At 67.7% G+C, this 14,226-nt stretch carries 16 protein-coding genes; all 16 read right to left on the bottom strand.

Translation table 11 applies throughout. The annotated features are described in order from the left end of the window. Nucleotides 1-42: 42 nt before the first annotated feature. Entirely contained in the window at nt 43-2,172 is a 2,130-nt protein-coding gene (locus tag VER16_RS08100) for a bifunctional diguanylate cyclase/phosphodiesterase (protein WP_324807019.1), read from the bottom strand. A gap of 192 nt (nt 2,173-2,364) precedes the next feature. Continuing rightward, nucleotides 2,365-3,156, bottom strand: a complete 792-nt coding sequence (fliR, locus tag VER16_RS08095) for a flagellar biosynthetic protein FliR (protein WP_324807017.1) — start codon at nt 3,154-3,156, stop codon at nt 2,365-2,367. A 13-nt stretch (nt 3,157-3,169) separates the two neighbouring features. Beyond that, entirely contained in the window at nt 3,170-3,439 is a 270-nt protein-coding gene (locus tag VER16_RS08090; protein ID WP_005413254.1) for a flagellar biosynthetic protein FliQ, read from the bottom strand. An 82-nt stretch (nt 3,440-3,521) separates the two neighbouring features. Next, the gene (gene fliP / locus VER16_RS08085) at nt 3,522-4,298 is read right to left on the bottom strand and encodes a flagellar type III secretion system pore protein FliP (RefSeq protein WP_324807015.1); all 777 of its coding nucleotides are present in this window, start codon (nt 4,296-4,298) and stop codon (nt 3,522-3,524) included. Between the two features lies 1 nt (nt 4,299). Continuing rightward, the gene (fliO, locus tag VER16_RS08080; RefSeq protein WP_324807013.1) at nt 4,300-4,707 is read right to left on the bottom strand and encodes a flagellar biosynthetic protein FliO; all 408 of its coding nucleotides are present in this window, start codon (nt 4,705-4,707) and stop codon (nt 4,300-4,302) included. After that, entirely contained in the window at nt 4,704-5,039 is a 336-nt protein-coding gene (fliN, locus tag VER16_RS08075) for a flagellar motor switch protein FliN (RefSeq protein WP_324807011.1), read from the bottom strand. The genes fliO and fliN overlap by 4 nt, the downstream gene beginning before the upstream one ends. Continuing rightward, complete coding sequence (fliM, locus tag VER16_RS08070; protein WP_324807009.1) at nt 5,036-6,040, bottom strand: flagellar motor switch protein FliM; 1,005 nt, start codon at nt 6,038-6,040, stop codon at nt 5,036-5,038. Before fliM ends, fliN begins: the two co-directional genes overlap by 4 nt. A 12-nt stretch (nt 6,041-6,052) precedes the next feature. Then, nucleotides 6,053-6,568 carry a flagellar basal body-associated FliL family protein gene (locus tag VER16_RS08065; protein ID WP_324807007.1) on the bottom strand — a complete coding sequence of 172 codons (516 nt, stop codon included), beginning with the start codon at nt 6,566-6,568 and terminating at the stop codon, nt 6,053-6,055. A gap of 127 nt (nt 6,569-6,695) precedes the next feature. Next, nucleotides 6,696-7,859, bottom strand: a complete 1,164-nt coding sequence (locus VER16_RS08060; protein ID WP_324807005.1) for a flagellar hook-length control protein FliK — start codon at nt 7,857-7,859, stop codon at nt 6,696-6,698. After that, a complete protein-coding gene (fliJ, locus tag VER16_RS08055; protein ID WP_324807003.1) occupies nt 7,859-8,326 on the bottom strand; it encodes a flagellar export protein FliJ in 468 nt (155 codons plus the stop codon). Before fliJ ends, VER16_RS08060 begins: the two co-directional genes overlap by 1 nt. A gap of 12 nt (nt 8,327-8,338) precedes the next feature. Then, nucleotides 8,339-9,715, bottom strand: a complete 1,377-nt coding sequence (locus VER16_RS08050; RefSeq protein ID WP_324807001.1) for a FliI/YscN family ATPase — start codon at nt 9,713-9,715, stop codon at nt 8,339-8,341. Next, on the bottom strand, nt 9,712-10,353 hold the full coding sequence (locus tag VER16_RS08045) for a FliH/SctL family protein (RefSeq protein ID WP_414716031.1): 642 nt from the start codon (nt 10,351-10,353) through the stop codon (nt 9,712-9,714). The genes VER16_RS08050 and VER16_RS08045 overlap by 4 nt, the downstream gene beginning before the upstream one ends. Further along, a complete protein-coding gene (gene fliG / locus VER16_RS08040) occupies nt 10,350-11,336 on the bottom strand; it encodes a flagellar motor switch protein FliG (RefSeq protein ID WP_324807372.1) in 987 nt (328 codons plus the stop codon). Before fliG ends, VER16_RS08045 begins: the two co-directional genes overlap by 4 nt. A gap of 7 nt (nt 11,337-11,343) precedes the next feature. Further along, a complete protein-coding gene (fliF, locus tag VER16_RS08035; RefSeq protein WP_324806999.1) occupies nt 11,344-12,990 on the bottom strand; it encodes a flagellar basal-body MS-ring/collar protein FliF in 1,647 nt (548 codons plus the stop codon). A 13-nt stretch (nt 12,991-13,003) separates the two neighbouring features. Beyond that, nucleotides 13,004-13,372 (bottom strand): flagellar hook-basal body complex protein FliE, encoded by a 369-nt coding sequence (gene fliE / locus VER16_RS08030; protein ID WP_324806997.1) that lies wholly within the window; start codon nt 13,370-13,372, stop codon nt 13,004-13,006. A gap of 315 nt (nt 13,373-13,687) precedes the next feature. Next, complete coding sequence (locus VER16_RS08025) at nt 13,688-14,128, bottom strand: hypothetical protein (RefSeq protein WP_324806996.1); 441 nt, start codon at nt 14,126-14,128, stop codon at nt 13,688-13,690. Between the last annotated feature and the right edge of the window lie 98 nt (nt 14,129-14,226).

Genomic DNA, 14,226 nt, shown 5'->3' with positions numbered 1-14,226 from the left:
ATACGGTTGCACCGGTCGGCGGGCGCCGGGCCACGCACGGCGTCAGGCCGGGCTGGGCGGTGGCGGACTCTGTGCCAGCTCGATGCGGGGCCGCGGCAGGTCGTGCAGCTGCATGAAACGCGCCGCGTCCACCGGCCGGCCCAGCAGGAAGCCCTGCAGGAAGTCGCAGCCCAGGCGTTCCAGGTAGGCGCGCTGGGCCGCGGTCTCCACGCCCTCGGCGACGATGTCCATGTCCAGCGCGTGGCCCAGGGCCACGATGGCCGAGACGATCACCACGTCCTCGGCGCTGTGTTCCAGATCGCGGACGAAGGCGTGGTCGATCTTGATCTCCGTGGCCGGCAGCCGCTTCAGGTACAGCAGGCTGGAATAGCCGGTGCCGAAATCATCGATGGAGATGCCAACGCCCAGTGCCGACAGCGCCTGCAGCAGCCGCAGGCTGGTGTCGGTATCGCGCATCACCGTGCTCTCGGTGATCTCCAGCACCAGCTGGCGCGGAGGAATGCGGTGCCGCTCGATCACCTCGCTCACATCCAGCAGCAGGTGCGGCGAACCGAACTGCACCGGTGACAGGTTGACCGACATCGACCAGCCATCATGGCCGGCATCGTGCCAGCGGCGCAGCTGCGCGCAGGCCTGGTCCAGCGCCCAGCGGCCGATCTCGTTGATGGCACCGCTGCGCTCGGCCAAGCGGATGAAGCGGTCCGGCGGGACCAGGCCGTGCTCGGGATGGCGCCAGCGGATCAGCGCTTCGGCACCGGCCACCTTCTGCGTGGCGACCTGGATCTTCGGCTGGTAGTGCAGGAACAGCTGCTCGCTCTGGATCGCCCGCCGCAGGTCGGCAAGCAGGCGGAACTGTTGCTCGGCGCTGTCATTCATCCAGTCGGCGAACATCACGAAAGCATTCCGGCCTGATTCCTTGGCCTGGTACATCGCGGCATCGGCGAAGGCCATCAGCTGCCGTTCGCTGGCCGCGTGGTCCGGGCAGATGGCCACGCCGATGCTGGCGGTCACCTGCAGTTCGCTGTCGGCCAGCAATGGGCCGTTGCCCACCGCCTGCAGGATGCGCCGGGCCAGCGTCGGCAGGTCTTCGTCGTGGTCGATGCGTACCACCAGCACGAATTCGTCACCCCCCAGCCGCGCCAGCATGTCGTGTGGCCGCAGCAGCTGGCCGGTACGCTCGGCCACGGCCACCAGCAGCGCATCGCCGGCCTGGTGGCCGTGGGCATCATTGACCTGCTTGAAGCCATCCAGATCCATGAACATCACCGCGAAGCGGCTGCCGCCCTGTTCGGCGTCGGCCAGCGCCTGCACGATGTGCCGCTGCAGCAGCAGGCGGTTGGGCAGGCGGGTGAGCGGATCGTGCAGCGCGGCCTGGGTCAGCTCCTGCTGGGCATCGGTCAGCGAGGTGCTCAGCATTGCATTGCGCAGGCGCAGCAGCTGTGCCTCCAGGCGCTGGTCCATCCAGGACACCACCAGCACCACCGCCAGGATGGCCACGGTCAGCACCACCACCAGCATCGCCAGCCAGGTGTTCTGCAGGCCATCGCCCACCGCCGCGCCACACACGCTGCCCTCGGGGAAGCGGGCGGCGGCCATGCCGGTGTAGTGCATGCCGACGATCGCCAGACCCAGCAGGCCGGCGGCGGCCAGGCGGTCAACGCTGCGCGTGTGCTGCGCGCGCAGGCGGAAGGCCACATACAGCGCGACCCAGGAGGCGGCCACCGCAACCGCCAGCGACAAGGCCAGCCAGACCGGATCGTAGTCGATGCCCGGGCGCATGCGCAGGGCGGCCATGCCCACGTAATGCATGCCGGCAATGCCGATGCCCATCAGCACCGCGCCGCCGGCCAACCGTGGATGCGGCAGGGTGCGCAGGGAGACCAGCCACAGGGCGAACACCGATGCGGCGATGGCCATGGCCAGCGACAACAGGGTGATGGGCAGGTCGTAGCCGAGCGGGATGGGCAGATCGAAGGCCAGCATGCCGATGAAGTGCATCGACCAGATGCCCAGACCCATCGCAAAGCCGCCGCCCCACCGCCACCACCAGGTGGCCCCCTTGCCGGGCGCGGTGACCGTGCGGCCGGCCATCGCCAGCGCGGTGTAGGAAGCCATCACCGCAACCAGCAGCGAAACTGCCACCAGCCAAGGGTTATACGTGCCTACCAGCATTCGTCATTCTCCCGGACCTGCCTGTCGACGGAAAAACTTCGTTGGGGCATGGATGAGGCAGGCGGCCCGGACTGCGACTGCCAGGCGCGGTGTCCCCCTGGTCACCGCCTATTCACTCTAACGCGGCCCCCGGGGGGCACGGCAATAAACAAAACGTGATGATGGATCGGGTACGGCCGGGTGACGGCGGCGTCATTGCGTGACGGCGCGTGCGGCCTCGAACGCGGAATCGAACAGGCGCTGCACCGGCGGTCCCATTTCCCCCACCAGCAGGGCCAGCAGGAACAGGCCCAGCAGCAGTGAGACCGGCAGGCCCAGCTGGATCGGGTTCAGTGCCGGTGCGGCGCGGGCCAGCACGCCGAAGGCGAGGTTCACTGCCAGCATTGCCACCGTCAGCGGGATGGCCAGGGTGAGGGCGCCGCGCAGCACGGTCAGCAGCAGAGTAGGTGCGATGCTGAAGAAGGCATTGGGATCGGGCAGCGGTGCACCGATGGGCAGGGCACGATAGCTGTCCACCACCAGCGAGATCAGCGCCAGATGGCCGTTGGCAGTGAAGAACAACAAGCCAAAGAGCAGGTAGAACCACTGGCCGATGACACCGGAGGTGCCACCGCGCAGCGGGTCGCTCATCTGTGCAAAGGCCAGGCCGGTGCCTTGGGCCACCAGTTCGCCGGCCATGGCACCGGCTTCGAAGATCAGCCGCAGCATGAAGCCGATGGACACGCCGATGGCCAGTTCGCGTGCGATGGTCAGCACGGTGGCGGCGTCGAAGCCGGTCCATGCCGGAACCGGCGGCAGCAGCGGGGTCAGGGCGATGGACAGGGTGCCGGCCAGGACCACGCGGATCCGTTGCGGCACCGCGCGGGTGCCGACCATGGGCATGGCCATGGCCACCGCGCCGATGCGCAGCATGGTCCACAGCACCGTGCCGATCATGCCGAAGGCCTGCAGGCCGTCGGCAGCCATCTGGGTGGCGGCATCCATCAGCGCGCGCGTCCTAGCCGATCAGGTGGGGAATGCGCTGGAACAGCAGCGTGGTGAATTCGACCAGATGGCCGATCAGCAGGCTGCCCAGCGCGAACAGCACGGCGGTCAGTGCAGCGGCCTTGGCGACGAAGGCAATGGTGGGCTCGTTCAACTGGGTCGCGGCCTGGACCACGCCCACCACCACGCCCACCACCAGCACGGTGAGCAGCAGCGGGCCGGCCACCCACAACACAGTGATCAGGCCGCCACGCAGTTCGGTCAGGGCAAGTTCGGGAGACATTCGGGTTCCATCTGCCTATGTAGAGTCGAGCCATGCTCGACTGCGCTTCTGTAGAGTCGAGCCATGCTCGACTGCCTCTCAATCACGCCGGGTTGAAGCTGGCCGCCAACGTACCCACCGTCAGCACCCAGCCATCAACCAGCACGAACAGCAGGATCTTGAACGGGGCCGAGACCAGCATCGGCGACAGCATCATCATGCCCATCGACATCAGCACGCTGGCCACCACCAGATCGATGATCACGAACGGGATGAAGATCAGGAAGCCGATCTCGAAGGCGGTCTTCAGTTCGCTGGTGACGAACGAGGCCACCAGTACCGGGAACGGGATCGCGTCGGGGCTGGCGTAGGTGCCGTGCCCGGCGATGCCGGCGAAGGTCATCAGGTCGGTCTCGCGGATCTGCGCCAGCATGAAGCCGCGCAGCGGCTGGGTGGTCAGGGTCCAGGCGGTCTGGAAATCGATGTCGCCGTTGAGGTAGGGCGCCATGCCCGTGCTCCACGCCTTGTCCCAGGTGGGCATCATGATCATCGCGGTGAGGAACAGGGCCAGGCCCAGCAGCACCTGGTTGGACGGCGTCTGCCCGGTGCCCAGCGCCTGGCGCAGCAGGCCCAGCACGATGATGATGCGGGTGAAGGAAGTCAGCACCAGCAGCATCGACGGGATCAGAGTGATCGCCGTCATCAGCAGCAGGGTCTGCAGCGGCAGGCTGACCGGGGCGCCGCCGATCCTGCCGACGTTCACATCAGGCAGCGACGGCGGTGCGCCGGGCGCGGCGAAGGCCAGCGCGGGCAGCAGGCACAGGGCAATCAGCAGCAGCCACGACAGGGCGGTGGCGGGACGGGCAGGGGTGACACGCATCTCAGGGATCCTTGCGCAGCCGCTGGTGCAGCAGCTGGGCGAAATTCGGCAGGTTCTTCAGGTCCGGCACGCGCACGGGTGCCGGCGGCGGCAACGGTTCGGAAAGGGTGTGCAGGGCATTGATGCTGGCGGCAGTCACGCCCAGCAGCAGCTGCTGGCCATTGACCTCGACCACCACCACGCGTTCCTTGGCGCCCACGCTCAGGCTGGCCACCAGCTTCATGCCCTCGGGCGGGCGGAAACCGCTGCCCGGCATGCGCTTGAGCAGCCAGCCCAGACCCACCACCAGCGCCAGCACCGCCAGCAGCGCCAGCACCGCGCCGAACAGGCTCGGTGCGCCAGCGGCATGCTGGCCGATCTGCGGCGTGGCCTTGGCAGCGGCCTGGGCCGTGGCGAGCAGCAGGTTCAACGCAGTCTCCGGATCCGCTCGCTCGGGCTGACCACGTCGGTCAGGCGCACGCCGAAGCGATCGTTGATGACCACCACTTCGCCATGCGCGATCAGGGTGCCGTTGACGAACACATCCAGCGATTCACCGGCACCGCGTTCCAGTTCCACCACCGAACCCTGGTTGAGCTGCAGCAGGTTGCGGATCGGCAGCCGGGCGCGGCCGACTTCCAGCGACAGCGTCACCGGCACGTCGAGGATCACGTCCAGATTCAGGTCCGGGCTGTTCGATTCATCGGCCTGCAGGGTGCCGAACTGGGCCGGGGTCGGTTCGAGGGCGTCGATATCGTTCATTGCGGGTCTTCCTGGATGACGGGTACGCGCGGGCGGGTGCCCGGCGGATGGGTAGCGGTGATCTTCACGGCGTTCATGCCGTTGGCGATGCCGAATTCGCCGGTGAACACGGGGATGTTCTCCACGCACAGCGGCACCTGCGGGTTCAGCTCGATCGGCAGGATGTCGCCGACCTTCAGCTGGGTCAGGTCACGCAGGGTCATGCGCTTGCTGGCCAGCACGCTGGACAGGGTGACCTCGGCGATGTTGAGCTGCTCGCGCAGCATCACGCCCCAGCTGGCATCGCGGTCGTTGCGGTCGCTCTGGATGCCGGCATCGAGCAGTTCGCGGATCGGCTCGAGCATCGAGTAGGGCAGGGTGACGTGGATGTCGCCGCCACCGCCGTCGAGTTCGACGTGCAGGCGGCATACCACCACGTACTCGCGCGGCGTCACGATGTTGGCGAAGTGCGGGTTGATTTCCGAGTTGATGTATTCGAAATCCACTTCCATCACCGGCGCCCAGGCCTCGCGCAGATCGGCGAAGGTCTGCTTGAGCAGCAGCTGGATCACCCGCATTTCGGTGGCGGTGAATTCGCGGCCCTCGATGCGGGTGGGGTAGCGCCCGTCACCGCCGAAGAAGTTGTCGACGATGGCGAACACCAGGGTCGGCTCGAACACGATCAGGCCGGTGCCACGCAGTGGCTTGAAGCGGATCAGGTTCAGGTTGGTCGGTACATACAGCGAGTGCATGTAGTCGTTGAACTTGATCAGTTCGATGCCGCGCACTGACAGTTCGGCCGAGCGCCGGATCAGGTTGAACAGACCGATCCGCCACAGGCGTGCGAAACGCTCGTGGACCATTTCCAGGGTCGGCATGCGGCCGCGGATGATCCGATCCTGGCTGGCGAAATCGTACGAACGGGCCTCGCCACTGGGCGCCTCCGGCTCGGTTTCGACCGCGCCACTGTCCACGCCATGGAGCAGGGCATCGATCTCATCCTGGGACAGCAGGTCATTCATCGTGGGCAGCCCTTACTGGGTCACGAAGCTGGTGAACAGCAGATCGTCGGCACCGTTGCTGCCGGTCTCGGCCTTGAGCACCTTCTGCACTTCGGCCAGCGCATTGGCCTGCAGCTTCTGCTTGCCGGCGATGTCGGCGATCTGGTCGGCGGTGACCTGCGAGAAGAGCATCAGCAGGCGCGCGCGGATGGCCGGGGCGTGGGTCTTGATCGCTTCCAGCGCGGCCGGGTCACGGGTCATCAGCTGCACTTCCACCTGCAGATAGCGCGGGCCGTCCACCGAACCACTGAGGTTGACCACGAAGGCCGGGTCGAGGGCGAAGTACTGGGCCGGGGCCGGCACCGCGCCCTTCTTCGGGGCTTCGGCGGTCTTCTCTTCGTGCTTGGACTGGGTGAAGAACCAGACGCCGCCACCCGCGGCACCTGCGGCCAGCACGGCCACCAGGGCGGTGATCAACAATGGACTGCGCGACTTGGCAGTCTTGTCCTTGTCGGCGGTTTTCTTGGTTTTGTCAGCGGCTGCGGCCACGAGGTGAAGCTCCTGAGGGTTGCTTCACCGTGATATGCAAGGGGCGTGCCGCAGTGCGGGGGGAGGGGGCGACGGATTTCCGTCGGCGCCCCGGTTCCGGAAGTGGCCAACCTTGGTTGGCCGCCGGTTACGCGTAGGCGTCGAGCAGGCCGCGCTGGCGGATCAACTGTGCGGCCGACACCGACGTATCGGCGCGCGACGGTTCTCCGTCGCCTCCGCCGATGCCATTGCCGGCGCCCGCCGGCTGCCCCGACGGACCGCCGTCACCGCTGTGCTGCTGGCCGACGTCGGCATGGGCCAGCTGGAAGCCCTGTTCGCCCAGCAGTTCGCGCAGGCGCGGCAGGCTGCTTTCCAGCGCCTGGCGTACATCCACGTGCGGGCTGCTGAAGCTGGCATGCACCTTGTCGCCCGTCATCTGCAGGCGCACGTCCACCGGGCCCAGGTCTTCGGGGTTGAGGCGGATATGGGCGTGGCCGATCTTCTGGTCCGCCAGCCAGCCCAGGCGCGCGCCAATGGCCTGATCGAAGCCGTCGTCACCCACGGTCGGGGTCGGCGTGGGTTCACCGCTGAAGACGGCGGTGCTGGCCAGGGCGGCTTTCAGATCCTGCAGCGCCGCAGGCAGCGGCGACTGCAGCGGGGCCGGTGGCGTGCGATCGCCGACCGCCAGGGTGTCGCTGTCGTCGGCCCCGTCCAGGGCCTGCTGGCCGAGGATCATGGCGGGCAGCGGCTGGGTGGACATCTCGCCTTCACTGGTGGTGGCCACAGCGGAGGTCGTGACCGGTGTGGCGGCGAGTGGCGCCGCCGTGGCGGGCAGGGCGCTGGTCGGCAGCGCAGGCGTGGCAGCAGCTGCGGCGGTGTCGCCACCGTTCGCGCTCACCACCGGTGCCGTTGCGACGGGATCGATGGCCACCGGTGCGGCCAGCACAAGGCCGGCCAGGCCGGGAGGCGGCCACGGCGCATCATCAGCATCGCTGGCCGTGTCCTTGTCTTCGGCGGTGGTCGGCACGGTGGGCGTGGCGGCGGCGGTTTCGGTCGCGCCGTCCTCGCTGTCCGTGGCCGTGCCGGCAGGTGTGTCCGTGCTGCCGTCAGCAGTGGCCGACGCGCTGTTGGACGCGGTTCCGGGGGCGCTCGGCGTGACTTTGGTGCCAGCTGGGGTGTCCTTCTGCGCAGGGCCCTGCAGCATCTGCCCGAAATCCTTGCCGCTGCCCGAGCTGCGCGGACTGCCGGTCGGGGCGCTGCTGGCGCTGGCGCTGGCGCTGGTGCCGACGCTGCTGGAAAGCGCGGAAGGCATCACGGGCGGCCTCCCTGATCGCCACCGTCCTGCTCGCCGGCCTGTGCCAGGCGCGAACGGCGGGCGCCGATATCATCCATTTCGCGCTGGTCGCGGCGGTCGGTCACCACCTTTTCCTGGGCGCGGTAGCTGGCGGCCAGCTGTTCCAGCACGGCCTTGTCGCGGCTGGCCAGGATCAGGCGCGCGCGCTCGGCTTCCACTTTTTCGCGGTTGCCCTGCACCGTGGCCTGCTGCTGTTCCACCGCACTGTCGAGACGGTCGAGAAAGGCGCGGCGGTTGAGCAGCTGCGCCGGGCTGGTGGCGGCCATCTGTGCGTTTGCGTACTCCTCGGCGTAGCGGCGAAGCTCGTCCAGGCGCGACAGGTGGGTATCAAGCACGCGCTGGCGCTCGGCCAGGTCGCGGGCGACGGCGTCTTCGTGTTCCTGGGCCCGCTTCAGCAGGGGATCGATGCGCTTGGACTGTGTCATGGTGTGACTCTCTTAATCCACCAGGCGCTGCAGCGCGGCCTGGCTGTGCGGAAGATCGGCGGCCTTGGCCACGTCCTGGCCGAGGAACTCCATGATTTCCGGCCAACGTTCCAGGGCTTCGTCGGTGGCGGCGTCGTTGCCGCGCTGGTAGGCGCCGATTGCAATCAGGTCGCGGTTGGACGAGTACGCCGAGACCAGGCGCTTCAGCTTGCGGATGCGCAGGCGCCACGGCTCGTCGGCGATTTCCGTGACCACGCGGCTGACCGACGATTCGACGTCGATGGCCGGGTACAGGCCGCTGTCGGCCACCCGGCGCGAGAGCAGGATGTGGCCGTCGAGGATGGCGCGCGCCGCGTCGGCAATCGGATCCTGCGGGTCATCGCCTTCGGTCAGCACGGTGTAGAAGGCGGTGATCGAGCCGCGGCCCTTGGCGCCGTTGCCGGCACGTTCCACCAGCGCCGGCAGCTTGGCAAACACCGACGGCGGGTAGCCGCGGGTGGTGGGTGGCTCGCCCACCGACAGGCCGATCTCGCGCTGCGCCTGGGCGAAGCGGGTCAGCGAATCCATCAGCAGCAGCACGTTCAGGCCCTGGTCGCGGAACCACTCGGCAATCGCCGTGGCGCGGTAAGCGCCGTGCAGGCGCGCCAATGGCGGGCGGTCGGCCGGGCTGGCCACCACCACCGCGCGGCGCAGGCCTTCCTCGCCCAGCGTGGTTTCAACGAAATCGCGGACTTCGCGGCCACGTTCACCGATCAGGCCGACCACGATGACATCGGCGGCGGTGTAGCGGGTCATCATGCCCAGCAGCGTCGATTTACCGACACCGGAGCCGGCGAACAGGCCCACGCGCTGGCCACGGCCGATCGGCAGCAGGGCATTGATCGCGCGCACGCCCACGTCCAGCGGCTGGGTGATGGGCTCGCGCGCGAGCGGGTTGATCGATACGCCGGCCATGCCCACATGGCCTTCGGCACGGATCGGACCCTTGCCATCCAGCGGCACGCCATCACTGTCGATCACGCGGCCAAGCAGGCCTTCGCCCACTTCCACGCCGCCACGTCGCGCCGAAGGCACCACGCGTGCGTTGGGCAGCAGGCCATGCAGCTCGGCGCTGGGCATCAGGTAGGTGCGTTCACCGGCAAAGCCCACCACTTCGGCATCGACCCAGCCGCCATCGACCACTTCCACCTTGCAGCTGGCCCCCAGCGGCGCCTCGCAGCCCACCGCTTCCAGGGTCAGGCCGACCGCGCGGCGCAGTACGCCTTCGCGGATCAGGCCACGGCCATGCGCGGTATCCACGCGCAGGCCCTCCAGGCGACGGGCCAGGCGCAGGTTGCGTGCCATGGCCCAGTCGGTGGGCGGCGGTGGCAGATTCGCTTCAGGTGTCATGGGGTGGCTCCGGTCTGGCGGATCACTGCGTCCAGCGCGCCGCGCAGGCGAGCCTCCAGGGTGCCGTCGATGCGAACGGCTTCGGCGTGCACACGCAGGTCGCCGCGGCTGAGGCTGGTGTCGGGTACCAGGCGCTGCGTGGGCGACAGGGTCATCAGCGGCGCCAGCGCGGCGATGTCGTCCGGATGCAGGCGCACTTCCACCTCGCGCGTGCTGCCGCCCACCGCATCCACGGCCTCACCCACCAGCTGTACCAGCAGTGCCGGATCCGCTTCGTAGGCACGGCCGACCAGTGCGCCGGCGATGCGTACGGCCAGTTCGCCCAGCGCGCCCACCACTTCATTTTCCAGCCGCACCAGCGGCCGGCTGAAGTTGTCCAGGATGCCTTCCATCTGCGCGATCAAACGCCGCACCTCGGCCTGGCCCTGGCCGTAGCCTTCGCTGTGGCCGTGCTGGAAGCCTTCCTTTTCCGCGCTGTCCTGGATCGCCTGGATCTCTTCCAGGGTGGGCAGCTGCAGTACCGGTTCCGGCTCATGGTCCGGATCCGGTTCGGTGAGGGCGAACACATCCTCGTGATCCAGCTCCGAGGGCGGCTGGGCCAGCAGGTCCGGGGCGAGCCAGCGCACGACGTTGCTCACAGCATGGCCTCCGCGCTGCCACCGATGGTGACGGTGCCCTCATCGGCCATGCGCTTGACGATGGCCAGGATCTCGCGTTGCGCGCCTTCCACGTCGGACAGGCGCACCGGGCCGCGGGCTTCCATGTCTTCCAGCAGGATCTCGGCCGCACGCTGGGACATGTTGCGGGTGATCTTGTCGCGCACTTTGATGTCGGCGCCACGCAGGGCCAGGCCTAGGCGCTCGCCGCTGACTTCGCGCAGCACCAGCTGCATCTCGCGGTCGTCCAGGTCGACCAGGTCGTCGAACACGAACATCAGGTCCTGGATGCGGCCACTGAGCGGCGCATCGATGCGCGCGATCTCGCCCAGGATCACCTGGTCCTGGCCGCTTTCCATGAAGTTGAGGATGTTGGCCGCGCACTGCACGCCGCCGATGTTGGACGACTTCAGGTTCTGGTTGCCGGCGAACTGGCGCTCCATGATCTCGTTCAGTTCGTTCAGCGCGTTCGGCGGGATGCCGTCCAGGGTGGCGATGCGCAGCAGCACATCCACGCGGGTGCGGTCGGGCAGCAGCTTCAGCGCATCGGCGGCCTGGTCGGTTTCCAGGTGGGCCATCACGATGGCGATGATCTGCGGGTGCTCGTTGCGCACCAGGTCGGCCACCGCACGCGGGTCCATCCACTTCAGCGCGTCCAGGCCGGTGGTGTTGCGGCCCAGCAGGATGCGGTCGATCAGGCCGCTGGCCTTCTCGCTGCCCAGCGCCTGGATCAGCATGTTGCGGATGTAGTCGTCCGAGCCCACGCCAAGCGAGGTCTTCGAGCCCAGTTCCTGGTTGAATTGGTCCATCACCCGGCCCACCTGGTCACGGGTGATGTCGGTCATGGTCGCCATGGCGATGCCGATCTTCTGCACTTCCTTGGGTTCCATGTGGCGCAGCACTTCGGCCGCATCCAGTTCACCCAGGGACAGCAGCAGCACGGCAGCGCGCTGTACACCGGTCAGTTGCGGCTCAGTCATTGGCCACCCAGCCCTTGACCACCTGGGCCACGCGCTTGGAATCGGTCTTCACGGCTTCACGGGCCATCCGCAGTCGTTCCTCATAAGAATCCACCGGCAGGGCCAAGGGGTCCGGCCCGCCCAGGCTCGCCCGGTCGGCGCCCAGCGCCGGCAGCGGGCTGCCATCGTCATCCACCAGCTGCACATCCGCGGTATGCGGCTCCAGTGCGGCGGCGTCGTCTTTCTTGTTCTGCCCGGTAATGCCGCGCAGGGCAGGGCGCAGGACACCGAACAGCAGGGCCAGCACCATCACCGCGCCCAGCAGCATGCGGCCGGCGTCGAACACCCATGGCAGCTCCCACCAGGCCGGGCCTTCCACCGGCGTGGTGTCGCGCACGAACGGCGCGTTCATCACCGACACGGTATCGCCACGCTCGGCGTTGAAGCCCACGGCCTGTTTGACCAATGCCTCCACGCGGGTCAGTTCGGCAGCCGACAACGGCTGCGGCGCGACCTTGCCGTTGGCGCCGGCGCGCGGCACGTTGTCCACCAGCACCGCCACCGAGACCCGCTTGATGCGGCCGGCCGGCTGGCGGGTGTGCTGCAGGGTACGGTCCAGCTCGTAGTTGCGGGTGGCGTTCTTGCTGCTTTCGGTCGGGGTCTGCGCGGTGGGCGGGGCGGCCTGCTGGCCCGGCGGGCTGTTGCTGGTCGCACCCGGCACGCCCTGCGGGCCCGGCGTGGTGGTGGTGTTCTCGCTCATCTGCTCGCTGCGCAGCTTCTGCGGTTCACCGTTGTAGAGTTCGCGCGCTTCCTCGGTCACCGAGAAATCCATGTCCACGCTCACTTCCGGGTTGACCCGGCCGGGGCCGGTCATCGGCTCCAGCAGCTCGCGGATGCGCTGGTTGAACGAGGTTTCCTGGCGGCGTACCTGCTCGAACTGGGCGGCGTTGACCGCCGCTTCGCTGTTCGGATCGCTGACGCTGAGCATGCGGCCGCTCTGGTCGACGATGGTCACCCGTTCCGGCGCAAGATCGGGAATGGCGGCAGCCACCATGTGCACGATGGCATCGACCTGGCTGCGTTCCAGCTGCTGGCCGCCACGCAGTTCCAGGGTGACCGAGGCGCTGGCCACGTCACGCTGGCGGGTGAACGCGCTGGGCTTGGGAATGGCCAGGTGCACGCGCGAATCGCGCACCGGGCGCAGCGTGTTGATGGTGCGCGACAGTTCGGTTTCCAGCGCGTGCTGGTAGCGCGCGCTTTCGACGAACTGGCTGACGCCGAAGCCGGGGTCACGTTCCATCAGCTCGAAGCCGAGCTTGCCGCTGTCGGTCAGGCCCGAGCCTGCCAGCTTCAGGCGGGCATCGTGCAGGTTCTTTTCCGGCACGGTGATGCCGCCGGTGGCCGGGTCCAGCTCGAACGGAATCTGTGCCGCGCGCAGCAGGTCAGTGGCCTCGGCGGTCGCCTTCTGGTCCAGCCCGGTGTACAGCGGGACCATGCCGGGCTTCTGCGACCAGAAGAACACGAACAGGCCTGCCGCCACCGCCACCGAGATCATCGCCATCAGGCCCAGGCGGCGGGTGATCTGCAGACTCTGCAGGCGGTCGAACCACTGCCCGGCCTTTTCGGCGTTCAGGGTTTCCTTGGAGAGCGTCAGTGCCATGCGTCAACGTTCCTTACAGCGGCATGTTCATCACGTCCTGGTAAGCCTGGACGAGACGGTTGCGGACTTCCACGGTGGCACGGAAGGCGATCTGGGACTGCTGCGAGGCGACCATCACCTTGGCCAGGTCGGCACCGGGCTCGCCCAGCTCGAAGGCCTTGGCCAGGGCACCGGACGTCTGCTGGGCATCGTTGACGCCGGCGATGGCACCGCGCAGGGTCTCGGTGAAGCTGGCGGGCTGGACCTGCGGCGCATCCAGCACCGTGCCCGGCAGGGCATTGCTACGCGGCGCTTCGGCCAGCGGGTTGAGCGCCGCCGGCTGTCCCATCTGGGTCTGATAGGAGCGGATCTGGGAAAGGATCGAAGTGACGGAGTGGGACATCTGCAACGGTTCCAGAAACAGGGATGGGGGCTTTCGTCTGGATGCAGTGCAAGCGGCGTGCCGAAACCGGTTTTCGATTCAGTGTCGTGAGGGTGGCGGGATTTTGCGGGGTTGCACCCCGCGCCCCGCCTTCGACAGTTCCCTGCTGCTGATGGTGGGGGCCGACCGATGGTCGGCCCGGGGTCGGATCCCGTTGCAGAGTTACGGGCTCTGACCCCTTTGGGCGCGTCATTTCACCGGCGTCGGTTTTTTGGCCTGGGTCGGTCGACCGGGCGCAGGTCGGGTGTGGCGGTTTTCCGGCGCGCCGATGGTGTGTCAGGCGATGCGACGCGGCCGCATGCTCACTTCTTCGAACCAGGCGTCAAAGAGATCTGCCGGCAGGAGGGTGCCGCTGTCGGAGAACTGGAGGTCGTAGGACCATGCAACCGACAGCAGGTCTCGCACCGCGTCATAGTGCAGCTTCAGCCCCGTGGGCGGCGGATGCGCGTGGTGCTGGTGAAGCCCGACCAGCGCATCGAGGCTGTCCATCAGACGGATGAGCAGGGCAAGCGTCCGATCTCCGTCTTCCGGGCCATCCAGTTCGCGCATGCGGTAAAGCTTGCCGTTGATGTCATAGAAGACATCCGCGGAGGACACCCCGCACTCGACCACGCAGTGGAGATAGACCTCATCGGCGATGTGATCGGCGTGGCCCAGGCAATCGATCAGCATCGATTCCAGCACGGCCTGCCGGGTGCTTTCGAACGGCGTGTTCATGACATTCCCTGATCCGAACTCGACCGGAAAAGCTATGCGGTGTCGTGGCAAATGTCTGTGCAACAACTTGCAATCTGCAGAAAGAGCAACGCCCGGGC

The organism is Stenotrophomonas sp. (assembly GCF_035634915.1).
In the GTDB taxonomy this organism is placed as follows: Bacteria; Pseudomonadota; Gammaproteobacteria; order Xanthomonadales; family Xanthomonadaceae; genus Stenotrophomonas.
The sequence above is the reverse complement of the archived record's forward strand: the minus strand, read 5'-3'. Positions and strand labels throughout refer to the sequence as shown.

Coding starts and splice junctions, on each gene's coding strand:
- VER16_RS08050 (WP_324807001.1), bottom strand. CDS start 9,715: ATGACACCTGAAGCGAATCTGCCACCGCCGCCCACCGACTGGGCCATG.
- VER16_RS08090 (WP_005413254.1), bottom strand. CDS start 3,439: ATGTCTCCCGAACTTGCCCTGACCGAACTGCGTGGCGGCCTGATCACT.
- VER16_RS08025 (WP_324806996.1), bottom strand. CDS start 14,128: ATGAACACGCCGTTCGAAAGCACCCGGCAGGCCGTGCTGGAATCGATG.
- fliR (WP_324807017.1), bottom strand. CDS start 3,156: ATGGATGCCGCCACCCAGATGGCTGCCGACGGCCTGCAGGCCTTCGGC.
- fliP (WP_324807015.1), bottom strand. CDS start 4,298: ATGCGTGTCACCCCTGCCCGTCCCGCCACCGCCCTGTCGTGGCTGCTG.
- fliM (WP_324807009.1), bottom strand. CDS start 6,040: ATGAATGACCTGCTGTCCCAGGATGAGATCGATGCCCTGCTCCATGGC.
- fliN (WP_324807011.1), bottom strand. CDS start 5,039: ATGAACGATATCGACGCCCTCGAACCGACCCCGGCCCAGTTCGGCACC.
- VER16_RS08100 (WP_324807019.1), bottom strand. CDS start 2,172: ATGCTGGTAGGCACGTATAACCCTTGGCTGGTGGCAGTTTCGCTGCTG.
- VER16_RS08060 (WP_324807005.1), bottom strand. CDS start 7,859: ATGCCTTCCGCGCTTTCCAGCAGCGTCGGCACCAGCGCCAGCGCCAGC.
- fliE (WP_324806997.1), bottom strand. CDS start 13,372: ATGTCCCACTCCGTCACTTCGATCCTTTCCCAGATCCGCTCCTATCAG.
- fliJ (WP_324807003.1), bottom strand. CDS start 8,326: ATGACACAGTCCAAGCGCATCGATCCCCTGCTGAAGCGGGCCCAGGAA.
- fliF (WP_324806999.1), bottom strand. CDS start 12,990: ATGGCACTGACGCTCTCCAAGGAAACCCTGAACGCCGAAAAGGCCGGG.